This window comes from Streptomyces sp. H39-C1, from assembly GCF_027158125.1.
Lineage (GTDB): Bacteria > Actinomycetota > Actinomycetes > Streptomycetales > Streptomycetaceae > Actinacidiphila > Actinacidiphila fildesensis.
In genome coordinates, this window is the sequence record NZ_JAPVLS010000151.1 from 1 (window position 1) to 12558 (window position 12558).

Genomic DNA, 12558 nt, shown 5'->3' on the forward strand with positions numbered 1-12558 from the left:
GAAAACCCTCGGAGCCGACAACATCGCCAAGACCACCCGGGCGATCCGCGACGAACCCCAACGAGCACTCCCCATCCTGGGCATCACCAACGAACCGGTCACCTAAGGAACTTGATCAAGCCCTGAGCGCCGTCCCGAGGTCCGCCTCAAGCACGCCCCAGTCCACGCTGCGCCCCGCCGTCACACGCCACGACGTCATCGCCGGGAGCGCGGCCTCCAGCTCGTCGATCCTCAGCATGTCGTCTACCAATCCGTGCCGTTCTGAACCACCATGTTGTTGAACAGTAATCCGTCCTCGGTTTAGGCGGACATGGTGATGCTGTCCGCTATTCCCGTGGTGGGGCTGTAGTTGACCGGACCGTGTATATAACCCATCCCGTACGCTCACTCACCAGATAGGTGCCCTTGAAGCCGCGCTAGATGCTTCCTCGACAGTCGCATCCCCTCAGGTCCAACGGCACCTTCCTGCGATCTGCTCGTCCGATCGATCTATTCCGGTGAACAGCCGGTGCTTAGACCTACCCTTGCAACGGAAATCTTAGACGATTTCGAAACAGCCGACTGGCGGCGGTTTTTCGGATTGTCCGGCAGCATGATGAGATCAGTTCCGGCCCTGCCGTATCTCGGCCCAGGCGACCAACTGGGCCTTGATGGATGGGTTGAGGTCGATCCTTGACAGTGATTCTTCAAATTCGGGAAGCGAATACTTATCGACCATGAGCACCAGCTCAGACTGCAAGGCACCCCACAGTCGAATAGAAGGCTTATCTGTGGAGATTATGGCCTCCAGGAGTTTATCCCGGATCAGCAGGCGTTGAACCCTCGGAATCACATCCGTACGCAGCACCAAGTCTATAGATCCTCCAGTTTTTACTCGCGTCGTCTCGTTAAATGCCCACCGAGTGCTCAGCACGCCCAGCGCGCTGGGCGTATAAGCCGCCGTCTTCGGCGGTATTAGCGAGAATCCCGCGAGAGCCCCGGAGGGATTCGGAGATGGGACACCGGTCACCACACAGTGGCGGTTCAGCCACTGCCAATACGGCTCCGGAACGATCGAGCAATGGGCATAGAATACGATGTAATCCGGATCGACGCGAACGGGATTGAACTCTAGGAACGCAGCATCTCCCGAAGGTGTCGAGAGTTGATAATATTTTCCCATTTTCTTGAATCCGGCAGGCTTCACCGCAGGAGTCACGTACTCCTTCAAGAAATCACCAAGTTGCTTCATAAGCATCCGCCGTTCATCGATGAAATGGGCCCTCGCGAACACTATCATTCGCGAGGGCCCACATGTCACGCCGCCAATCCGTAACCGAGAAGTCCGCCAGCAGTCGCGACGACAGCCTCCTCAGGTGCGGTTACCACCGCTCCGACCCCCACCAGAACGACAAGCGGGATCAGAATGGGGTCGAATCCACCACCGCCACCAGATGAAGGCCTTGTTCCAATCCCTGGTTGGTTTACGGTCCCCGGGTATTCGCCCGGTCCTGGTCCAGCTGATGGCTGGGGCACGTTGTTTTGCTGAGCCGCCCTGGCTGCGGCCATCGGGCTATTGTTGTAAATGCTTTGGAATTTCTTGTTGTTCTGCCTTCCGTAGATCACCGCGCCCGACTCCGGTCCCATGACCTTGTCGCCGTTGCCGACGTCATACGGCCCCCCGATCATCCACCCGAGCACGGCATTCTTTCCCTCAGCCTTCAGGCGATTTACATACCATTGGGCTTCAGGGACAGCCTTGCTAGCGTCACCGGCGGACTTTACTTCCCAGACGTAATAGACGTCCGAGCTCTTGTCATAGCCGAGGATATCCGGGGTGCCATAGCTGCAGTCGGGACTAGCGAGACCGCGATTCCCCCGTACTTTCCCTCTGTTCCCGTTACGGGGATACATGCATTCCTTGTTCGCTCCATCTATTCTGGTCGGGGGTCGGATTTCGAAATCGGTTGCGCCGATACTCGCGGCTTGCGCCAGGATTTCTCCCTTCGCGTGTTCTTGCGCCTGGTCGTGACGGCTTGTCTTGTTTCCGTACTTTCCAGGCAGCATGAACAGCGCTGCCAAACCTGTGGCTGCACCGGGACACACGTCCATGATTCCCTGGGCGCAGGGCGCGTGCCCATCCATTTCGACGAAGCTCGTCGGGTTGCCGCCGGCAAACGCGTAACGGTTGCTGGTGTACGGGTCGCTGCCGAGCCCCATGTCGGCGAGGGCACCGTTGTACATATCCCGGGAGGTAAACCGGTTCAGCCCCGGGCTGTAGTTGCGGAAGCCCATGTCGTACGTGCCCGATTGGGCATCCCATCGCTTCGCGTTGAAACGGTAGGGGTTGTACGCCTCCTTGGTCGGGTCAGCGGTATCCGGCTTGTCGATGCCGCTGAACTCCGACTTGTCGTCGGAGCCATAGGCCGTGTAGCCGTAGGTCGCCTTGGAGTCGCCGTTCTTGTCGGTGAGCGTCTCGACGTCGGTGTGGCTGTTGTAGCCGTAGTAGCCGTCCTCCGTCGTGCCGTCCGTGTTGTGCTTGACCTGCGAAAGCCGGTCGCCCCACGGGCTGTACTGATACGACTTGGTCGTCTGGCCCGCGACCTGCTCACCAAGTACCTCTCCGGACAGGCCGAGGTAGGTGAAGTCGGTGGTCTTGCCGTTCGCGGTCTCCGACGTGGTGCGGTCAAGCGGGTCGAAGGAGAAGGTCGTGGACTTCAGGGAGCCCGCGCTGTCCGCCTTCTGGGATTCGACGACGTGGTCGAACCCGTCGTAGATGCTCCGCTCGGTGACCTTGCCGGCAGCTGTGACGGACTCCTGGCGACCGAAGGGATCGTAGTCGTAAGCGAACGACGTACCCGAAGTCAGCGACAACTGAAGCCGGTTGCGGTCATAGGTGAACGCCGAGGACGTGCCTCCGACCGTTTGGCTGGTGACATTGGCATTGTCGTCGTGGACATACGTCTCGGTACCGGCGCCGTTACCGGTCTTCACCGACTTCGCCAGTCTGTTGACCGGGTCGTAGGTGTAGTCCGTGGTCGAGGAGAGGTAGGCCGAGTGGGCGTCGGCGTTCATCTTCTTCGCGATATCTTCCGCCTTGTTCCCATTCGGGTCATAGGCGTAGGTGTGGTCGCTTACCAGCGTTCCGTTCGGCTTCTTCTCTGTCTGTACCTTCAGCGCCCCGTCGAGGTAGTAGCTGTAGTCGACGGTGTTGCCGTTGTTGTTGGTCTCCTTCAGCTTCTGGCCGCGGTCGGTGTACGTGTACGACGTCACCTTCGGCGAGGCGTCCACTGACGTCTTGCCAACCGAAACCGTCTTGACCAGCTCACGCAGGTCGTAGGTGTACTTGGAGAACTGGTCGGGGTGGGTGATGGTGTCCGGCTGACCGTTGGCGTCGTAGGCGTACGACGTCGTCTTCTTGGCGGTCCCGGCCAGGGCCTCGGTGACCATCTGGACCTGGTTGAGGCCCGTGTAGGTCATCGTGTAGGCATCGACCTTCGCACCGGACGAGGTGTCGTCGATCGACACCATGTTGCCGTTGACGTCGTAGCCGTAGGAGAAGGAGTTCTTCTCGGTGTCGCTCTCGCCAGTGGTGTCACGGACGAGTTTCACGCCGTCGGCGACCGCGATTCCGCCACTGTTCTGGTCCAGCTTCAGCTTGGCGTCATTGCCCTGCTTGAGGCTGTAGGAGCCCAGCGACACCCAGGTGCCGGTGGCGGCGTTCTGGTCCCTGGTCGCCGAGGGCGGGGTGGTGGCGCCCTGCGACAGCGTGTACTTCGCCGTCGTGGCCGCTCCGGTCACCTTGGGGTACTTCACGTACGCGGTGTACGTGCCGTCCTTGGGAATGTTCAGGGTCCAGGTGAAGGCATCAGTGCCCGTGCCGGCCGCGTGGGTGCGGTGGTCGTAGCCCTGCTGCCCGGCGACGTTCGCGCTCGCCCAGGTGCCGGTGGATGCGGTGTTCTGGGTGTCGGAGTTGTCGACCAGGATCACGCTCTTGCCGACCGGGACGCCGTCGTCCGACTTGGACTTCAGCTTGCCGTCGGGGTAGTACGACCAGGCCATGGTGCGGTTGGAGGATCCGCCGGCCGAGGTGAGCGTGCGGGCGGTCTGCTTGCCCAGCTCGTTGTAGTCGTACGAAGTGGTGATGTCCCACGGGTCGGTGGACGCCTTGGCCCAGCCGTTGTCGAAGTAGGTGAAGCTGGTGTCGTTGCGGACCGTCTGGCCCTCCGACGGCGGCAGCGAGGTCGTGGTGACCTGGCCCACCGCGTCGTAGTCCGTGCGGGTGTAGACGTCTGCCTTGTTGTAGCGCGCATCCGCAGGGTCGTAGGGCTGGTACTGCTTGACCGGACGGTTCAGCGCGTCGTACTCGGTACGGGTGGTGAAGTCGTCGGTGGCGGCCGTCTCCGTACCCCGCGGAGTGATCACCTTGGTGGTGTTGCCGACCTGGTCGTACTCGAACTTCGTGGAGCGGTAGGTGACCGATGTGGTCCCGTCGTGCGGAGCCTTCATCTCGGCCCGCTGACCCCGCTCGTCATAGGTGACGGTGGTGGTGTTGTTCTCTGCGTCCGTAGCGGAGACAGGCAATGAGTCCTTGTCGTAGGACTGCTTGACGGTCTTCCCTGCCGCGTCCGTTATCGCCGTGACCCGATGGTTCAGGTCGTAGGCGGTCTTGGTCGTGTAGTCGGTCGTATCGGCAGTGGCGTTCTTCTTCGGGTCCACCACCGTGGTCACGTTGCCGACGTTGTCGTACGTGTACGAGATCTTGTCGCTCGCCGAGTTCAGTACGGAGGTGAGCTGATAGATCTCGTTGTACGTGTTGGTGGTGACGAAGTCCGCCGCGTCCGATGTCGTCAGCGAACCCTTGGGCTCCGTCGTTGTCTTGAGATTGCCGACCTTGTCATAGGTGTAGGTCGACGTCCGCTGGTCCGATGCCGAGGAGTCCTTCGGCGCCGACGCCGAGGTGATCTGATCGGCCGCGTCATAGACACCCGTGGAAACGGCACCGTTGGGAGCCGTGGAGAGGGTGGCGTTGTCGTTGGCGTCATACACCGGAGCCGGAGTCGTGATCAGTACACCGGCGTTCTGGTCCTTGGGCACCGTGTTGACCAATGGACGCCCGTAGGTGTCGTAGGTCTGGGTTGTCCTCTTGCCCAATGCGTCGGTGACCTGGGTGACCTGGCCGCGCTCGTCGTACACGTACGACGAGGACTTACCCAGCGCGTCAGTGATCGTGGCCGGGTAGCCGGTCGGTCCGAAACCGCTGTTGGTCGTCGGATTGCCGTTGGCATCGGTCACCGTGGTCAGTTGACCGAAGGAGTCGTACCCGTAGGAAGTGGTGTAGTCACCAGCCGTTCCTGTGGTGGCGACGCCCTTGGGGTCGGTGACCGTCTTCAGGTTGCCGAAGGAGTCATAGCCGAACTCCCACTTGTGGCCCTCAGGGGACGCCTTGGTGAACACGTCGGCCGAGTAACCGTCCAGCCGTGTCTGGTAGGTGTACTTCGACGCGTTGGCCGGGTAGGTGCCGGCCGTGCAGTCCGAGGACGGTGGCACGCCCGCCTTGTTGCTCTCGGCGTCTCGCTGCCAGAGCGGATAACCGGTCTTCTGGTCGTAGCAGTAGGCGGTCTTGGCGCCGTTTGCTTCCTCAAGATAGGTGACGTTGTTGTCCGCATCCCACGACATCTTCGAAATCTGGGACTTGGCGTTGGTGGTCTGAACAGGGCGGCCGAAGTCATCTGTCACGTACGTCGACAGATGTGCTTCCGCGTCGGTGACGGTGGCGTCGGTGAACTTGGTGTTCGCCGCGTCCGCCGCATAGGTGAAGCCGGTCGCGCCGTTCACACGGTCGGTGATGGTTTTGGTCCACCAGTGGTACTTCGGGTCGTCGCCCGCCTTGGGCTCGTTGTACGCCATGGTGGTGGCGTTGCCGCGCGGATCGGTGGCCTTGACCAGCTTGACGTTCTTGTTGCCCTGAGTAGCGTCGTAGGTGAACTTGAACACCTTGGGCTGCGTACTGCCGTCACCGTCGGTGAACTGGCCGAGCAGTCCCTTGCTGGTGTAGTAGAAGGAGATCTTCCGGCCGGAGATGTCCGTCATGGACTTCACATGGTCGTAGATCTTGGAGTTGGTCAGGTTGGTGGCGGTGACCTTGGCGCCGGTGTCGTCGATGTAGTCGTAGGACGCGTCACCCTTCTTGAAGTACTCCACCGTCAGCGACTGCCTACCGGCCGGGTCGGTGACATAGGTGAGGAACTTGGTCGGCTTGTTGTTGGACTTGCGCTCCTCGTACGTGAACGACTGCGTGTTGCCGTTCTTGTCGATCGTCGAGGTCAAGTAGCCGTCGCAGCCGAACAGGAAGCGGGTGCCATCGGGACGGGTCATCGTCCAGGCGTCCGGGATGGGGTCTTTCAGCGGGGTGCAGTCCAGGCCCGTTTTAGCGGCGAGCTTGTAGTGCACACCGGCCGGGGCCTTCCATACGCTGTTGGTGGCATCCCAGCGGAAGATATGCGTGGTGCCGTCGCCGTCCGGGAGCTTGATTTCGGTCGGGTTCGGATTGGGGTGGAAGTCCAGGGGCGCACCCATCCGGATCGGGCCCGCGGCCTGACCCGACCAGCCCGCTCCCATGACGGTGTCACTTGTGTCCAGGGAGTTGTAGGAGAAGCGGGCGAAGGTGCTCAGGCTCCGGCCGGGGTTGTTGAACGCGTTGTAGGACCACACCGCGTTGCCCGAGGACAGGTTCGACATCAGTGTCGAGCCCGCGCCGGTGTTTTTGCCGGTGTAGGAGTAGAACTTCTCCAGCCCCAGGTCGTTCGAGGTGGGGTCCTCGACAGCGACATTCTGCTTCAGCGCCGGGATCGCACCCGTGCCGGCCGACAGCCAGGTGCCGTCAGCGACCTTGCGGACGTCCCAGCCCAGCACGTAGTCGGTGCGCTTGGATCCGTTGTCCGAGTTGATCGGCGTGTTGACCTGGGCCTGGATGGTGGCGGACTTGCCCGGCAACAGCGCCGGAATGGCGGTCTCGAGCTGGTTGCCGCCGGTGGTCATGTCCGTGCCGTCGGGCAGCTTCCAGGTGTAGGAGAGCTCACGCTCACCCGCGGCCCAGGCCGCAGCCGTGGTGTTGGCGACCGTGAAGTCCACCGCGTACGTGGAGTTCGGCGTCATACGGGCCGGGGTCTGCGGCGCGTAGTAGGTGTCCTCCGTCGTCGCATCGACGTAGATCACCTGCATGTACGGGCGCAGCTGCGGATCCGCCGTCTCCGCGCTCAGGAACAGGGTGCGCTCCTGCGGACCGGTGGTGGTCTCGTCCTTCAGCTTGACCGCGACGCCGTGGTTGCCGGTCGGGGTCTTGACCCACGACTGCATCAGGCTGGTCGCATCCCACCAGTGGCGGCCGACCTCGCTGACGGTGGCGACGGTGTCGGAGACGGTGGCGGCCATGTCGCCGCCTGCTGCCGTCCACGCGGTGGTGGCGTTGGCGTTGTTCCAGGTGGCGGTGGTCTGGTCGAAGTCCTTGGTCAGGCCGTGGAGTTCGTAGATCGCACCGTTGGTGCCGGTGGTGGTCTCGGCGCCCCACAGGTACATCTTGTTCTCCAGCACCGTGGCGGTGGTGGGGATGGATGTGGTGGGGAACTTCAGGACGGCACGGGTCTTGCCGTAGGTGGTGGAGTTGTTGCCGACGCTCAGCCAGGTCTGGCCGACACCGAACGACTGGATGGCGTTCTGGTTCACCGTCGGCTGCTGCGAGGACAGGGTCGTGTCGGTGACGCCGCCCTGACTACCCTGGATGATCTTCATCGTCCGGCCGGCCTTGGGAATACCCACCACCCGGGTCGGCGAGCCGAGGAGCTGGCCGTCCTTCGTCTTCACCGCGAGCTGGTAGAAGTACGACTTCCCGATCTCGGACGAGCTCGAATCGGGGGTTGGCACCGCGGTGGTATCGGTGTAGCTGGTCGCGGCCTTGTCGATCGGCGCGATCAGCGTCGCGGTCGAGGGCGTGAAGACCTGCTGCGTGGAGCGGTGCAGCTGATACTCGACCGGGTCCAGGTTCGGGTCACCGGTGGTGTTGGTGTACTTCGCCCAGGACAGCTCCGGTCCCGTGGAGTGCACGACGGTCGGTGAGTCGAGCGCGGCGCCCACCTTGCCGTACGTGACCGTCAGCTTGGGGATGGTGGAGGTCTCGCCGCCGTACACGGAGCCGTCGCCGGCCTCGTAGCGGGGTCCGCCGGTCGGCGTCGCGGCCAGGGTGTCGTCCTTGCCCTGCAGCACGAACCCGTAGTTCGCGGTGCCCGACACCCAATTCTGCACGGTGTCGGTGACCGCGAAGTCGTGCCACTGGTTGTACTGGCCGGCCTTCTTCACGATCTGTGCCGGGTTCACCAGCCGGATCGAGTCCGCCAGGGTCCGGGTTGTGGAGGAGCCCGTGTCACCCAGGACGATCTTGCCGGTGTTGCCCTGGGCGAAGTAGTACTCCGTGGTGTCCAGGGCCTTCCAGACGCCGCCGCTGCCGGTCTGGTTGAGCGTGACGCTCTTCGTACCGTCCCGGTGCGTGATCGTGTACGGGGCCGCCGTCGCCGCGTCCGCTGCGGCCGGGAAGTGAGCCTCGACACGGTACGAAGCGGTCTCGGCGACCGGCGGCTGCCAGGTGTAGGATTCGCCGGTCGCGGTGTTCTTGTTGAAGACGAAGTCGTCGTTGGTCGCCGCGCCACCGGTGGTGGTAGCGCCCGGCCACTCACCGACCGCGGCCGTGCCCGCATCGCCGTCGTCCTGCTGGACGGTGGTGCCGGACAGCTCGCCCACCAGCGCGCTGGTGTTGTTCCAGGTCGCGGTGGTCTCGTCCCAGGCGCCGGTGGCCCGGTGCGCCTCGATGGTGACGTCGTTGGCGTTGGTGGTGTGCGACTGGTCGTAATAGAGGTTCAGTCGCGCAGAGTCGATCTTCGTGCCCGCCGGGATCGACGTCAGCGGGAACTTGACCAGGGACCTGGCGATGCCGGTGTCGGTCTTGCCGGCCGCCAGCTTCCAGGTGTTGTTGAAGTTCACCGCCGGCTGGTCCGACAGGACCATCGTGTCCTGCGAGGTGGCTGCGTCCGGCGCGATGGTGATCGTCGGGTCGATCACGACCGGGTACTGGCGGTCCTTCGCGGCCAGCCACTTCGCATCCGGAGTGACCGTCAGCTGCCAGTGGTCGCCGTCCCGGGTCAGCTTCTGGCTGACGCCGGTGGAGTAGGTGCCACCGGTCGGGGACAGCGCGTCCTTCTTGGCGTCCGTCATGTACGGGGCCGGAATCACCATCACCGGGGTGTTCGGCAGCTCGCCGTACAGACCGACCGAACCGTCCCGGCGCGCCTTCGGCGTAAGCCCCGCCGTATCCAGGGTGAAGGTGTACGACACGGGGCCCGCCGGCGCCTGATCAAGGACGATGTTCTCCTTGACCTGCCCGCGACCGACCTTGTACTCAAGGTCCGCACCGGAGAGCGCGTCCTTGTAGGTGATCGTGTCACCCTTGGCCTGCGGCTTCACCGCGCCCGTTGCGCCCTTGAGGCCGATCGTGACCGACCGGCCGTCCGGAGCCTTGAAGCGCAGCAGCTTCCCCGCGTCCGATCCGAACCAACTTTGTCCGGTGTTCGCGGTATTGGCAAAATCGAAGCCCTTGTCCTGCGTCGCACGCAGGGCGGTGTCGATCGGCTTCCAGGACGTCCCGGCCTTGTACGAGACCGGGACCGCCGACAGCTCCGCCTCGATACGCCCGTCGGACATCTGCCAGAACCTGGCCTGCGAAGTGCGCTTCCCGGTCAGCTCCTTGACCCGGGTCGCCTTGGGCAGGTTCTTGCCCTTGGGCAGCTTCTGCCGGCTGGGAATCTCCAACTTGCCGCCGGTGGGCGGCGTCTGGGAGTTGTCGTCATCGTCGGCGAACAAGCCCTTGATCGTGTCGACGACGCCCTTGTCGCTGCCTTCCGATGCTGTGGTGGGGGCTGCGTACGCGACCTGCGGCAGGAGTGTGCCCACCACGGTCGAGACGATAAGGCAGGATATATATCTCCTGCGAGTGGATTTCACGCGTACGCCTTTCGGATTTCTGCGCGGCATTCGCGCGCGCATGAATACCAGGGCCGAAATGGAAAGGATCACCTCGGTCCCGACCACCGTTCAGGTGTGTACCGAAAGGCGCCTCCCTCACCCAGAACCGAGGGTTGATCGTGGCGACGCGATTCCTAACCGACCTTGACACGACAAGTCAAGTGACCTGACATACCGCCCAATTGGCGCGGCCAGGGGTCGATTTGCCAGATATCTTCGTTCGCTGGCATCGACACGTATCCATGGTGTACAACCTGCAGGTGCACACCAGCACATTCACCCCGATAATGTATTCCGAATGAAAGCAGAATCCTCCATGTCATCGACCGATACGGCGGAAGCGCCGGAGACACCGGATACCACGGATGGCAAGAAGGGCTCGGACAGGCGTGCATTCATCGCAGCAGGCGCCGTAATAGCCGCCTGCGCCGGACTTGTCCTCTTCGGTGTGCTCAACACCGACGACAAGCCGAAGCCGAAGGCCGTCCCCACCGCCGAGGTCACCTACGAGGTCACCGGCACCGGCACGGTGGAGATCACTTACCTCGCCCACAGCGAGTCGGGCGACGCGACCGTCGAGAAAGCCGCCGAACTCCCCTGGAAAAAGACCGTCCAGGTCCCGCTCGGCAAGGCGCCCAGCATCAATCTCACCCTGGACGGCAAGGGCGGCCAGGTCGCATGCTCCCTGGCGATCCAGGGCCGCCATGTGCAGACGGCCACTGCCTTCGGCACCTACGGCCGCGCCACCTGCACCGGCTAACTTCCGGCGCCCCAGCTCCGCAACCGGGACAAAGGACGCGCCTGTACGCCCCGGTGTGACACTTGATGACCCTGGCGCGCTGGGTACAGCAGGCCACCGGTGCGCCCGGGGTGACTCTGACGAGATCGCCCCCCGCTCAGCCAATCGACCTTCGCTGACGGACAGTCCGGAATGAGTGGCTCGGGACACGTGGCACCCTTGCTCACCCCCTTGTCCTCGCCACCAGAAAAACCCGTCGAGCATTCTCGGTCACAGCCTTAGCCGACCGCCCCCAGGGTGGCTCGCTCTCCTCCACACGCCACGTTGGCCGCCCGGCACCCACCAAACGGCCCCTACAGCCCAGATCGCTCACCGGGCTGGGAGTTGGCCCGCGATCTCTCGCAGTCACACAGCGCCCGTGGCGCCCTTTGCCGACGCGCGGCGGCCCACCTCCCCCGCGGAGGTCATCTGCCGGGGCCGGTGATTCGGCAAGGGCTCAGGTGACGGACGGGCCGCTGATGTAGTGCCCTTGGCGGTCGTACGGCCAGGCATTCGGCTTGCAGCCGTTGAGGCCCTTGATCTGCTGCATCATCGCGGGTGCGAGCTTGCCGGGGCCGGGGCAGCCCTCGTGGCCGTGGCCGAGGCTGTGCCCGACCTCATGGTTGATGATCAGGGCGCGGTAGTCGGCGATGGGGCCGGTGAACGTCGGCGAACCCAGGATCCACCGCCGCAGATTCACCACCACACCGCCCGGAACCTCGCAGTTCAGCTCGTTGTGGGTGTCCAGGTGGATGGCCGCCAGGCAGAGCGCGTCGGCGGTGTCGGGCGTTGCTATCCGGATGACGAGGTCCGCGCTGCCGGACGACACCTGGCGGAAGCCGTGCTTGCCGTCCCGGGTCCAACTGCGGGGATCCGCGAGGATCGCCGCCACCTCGTCCACCGCCTGATCGGCGGAGATCCGGATGCCGTCCTCCACCTGGACCCGGTACGTACGGATCACTCCCTGGCCGACCGTGGAGCCACCGGCCCTGCCCTTGCCCGCCCTGAAGGTCCCGGGCCCCGACTTCGGCACGGAGACCGACTTCGCGGCCTTCGCCGTGGTGGGCGGCGCGGGTGTCGTGGGGGCCCGGGAAGCCGCGCTCGGCGGCGCGGTGGGCGCCGGGGAGGACGGGCCGGAAGGCGGGGACGTCGCGGACGCGTCCGCCACGTCGTCGGCACCGCTGCGCCACCATGCGGCGGCGCCGCCGACCAGCACGGCGAGCACCGTAAGGGTCACCAGGAGCCGCACCCGCCGTTGGGCACGCCGGCGCCGGCGCGCGGCCTGGCTCCCCCGCCGCCCGGGACCTCGTTGCGGGTCGCCGCCGGACACCGGTGCGTGATCGGTCAAAGCTCCCCCTGAAGGCCCCACCGGAGTGGCGGCCTCCCCGGCCACCAACTGCTCCCACGGTGCTCACAGACAACGACGCTCACAATCACACACAGGTTCGGTCAACGCCAAATGAGGTGACCCCCGGAGTGACTCTGCTGGTCTATTCACGGTGTGGCCCGCGTGATCTTCCGATGGCTGGGAGAGTGGGGTGGACGCTGATTCGCGGGGAACCGATGGGGTGGTCCGTGATGTCGTTGTGGCCCAGGTCCGGTTATGAGATTCCCGAGATGACGGCGCGGGTCGCCCGGGCCGCGTTCCCCCAGGGCTCGTTGGCCATCCGAATTCGTGATGCGCTGGGCGAGGTCTTCGCCGACGAGCAGTTCAGCGATCTGTTCGCGGC

5 protein-coding genes are annotated in these 12558 nt (G+C 64.1%); 1 reads left to right on the forward strand and 4 read right to left on the reverse strand.

Annotation, left to right across the window (positions count from 1 at the left end):
- Positions 1-115: 115 nt before the first annotated feature.
- The 3 genes from O3W51_RS45410 to O3W51_RS45420 all read right to left on the reverse strand — a co-directional run bounded on the left by O3W51_RS45410 (position 116) and on the right by O3W51_RS45420 (position 10059).
- Positions 116-238 carry a hypothetical protein gene (locus O3W51_RS45410; RefSeq protein ID WP_269289734.1) on the reverse strand — a complete coding sequence of 41 codons (123 nt, stop codon included), beginning with the start codon at positions 236-238 and terminating at the stop codon, positions 116-118.
- Between the two features lie 363 nt (positions 239-601).
- Positions 602-1237 (reverse strand): hypothetical protein, encoded by a 636-nt coding sequence (locus tag O3W51_RS45415; RefSeq protein WP_269289737.1) that lies wholly within the window; start codon positions 1235-1237, stop codon positions 602-604.
- 59 nt (positions 1238-1296) lie between these two features.
- Positions 1297-10059, reverse strand: a complete 8763-nt coding sequence (locus O3W51_RS45420) for a DNRLRE domain-containing protein (RefSeq protein ID WP_269289745.1) — start codon at positions 10057-10059, stop codon at positions 1297-1299.
- A gap of 307 nt (positions 10060-10366) precedes the next feature.
- Here O3W51_RS45420 and O3W51_RS45425 point away from each other — a divergent pair, with 307 nt between their 5' ends.
- Positions 10367-10810 (forward strand): MmpS family transport accessory protein, encoded by a 444-nt coding sequence (locus O3W51_RS45425; RefSeq protein ID WP_269289740.1) that lies wholly within the window; start codon positions 10367-10369, stop codon positions 10808-10810.
- 475 nt (positions 10811-11285) lie between these two features.
- Here the strand turns inward: O3W51_RS45425 and O3W51_RS45430 are convergent, their stop codons facing one another.
- A complete protein-coding gene (locus tag O3W51_RS45430; protein WP_269289743.1) occupies positions 11286-12065 on the reverse strand; it encodes a DUF3152 domain-containing protein in 780 nt (259 codons plus the stop codon).
- Positions 12066-12558: the final 493 nt, after the last annotated feature.

Coding starts and splice junctions, on each gene's coding strand:
- O3W51_RS45415 (WP_269289737.1), bottom strand. CDS start 1,237: ATGCTTATGAAGCAACTTGGTGATTTCTTGAAGGAGTACGTGACTCCT.
- O3W51_RS45420 (WP_269289745.1), bottom strand. CDS start 10,059: ATGCCGCGCAGAAATCCGAAAGGCGTACGCGTGAAATCCACTCGCAGG.
- O3W51_RS45410 (WP_269289734.1), bottom strand. CDS start 238: ATGCTGAGGATCGACGAGCTGGAGGCCGCGCTCCCGGCGATGACGTCG.
- O3W51_RS45425 (WP_269289740.1), top strand. CDS start 10,367: ATGTCATCGACCGATACGGCGGAAGCGCCGGAGACACCGGATACCACG.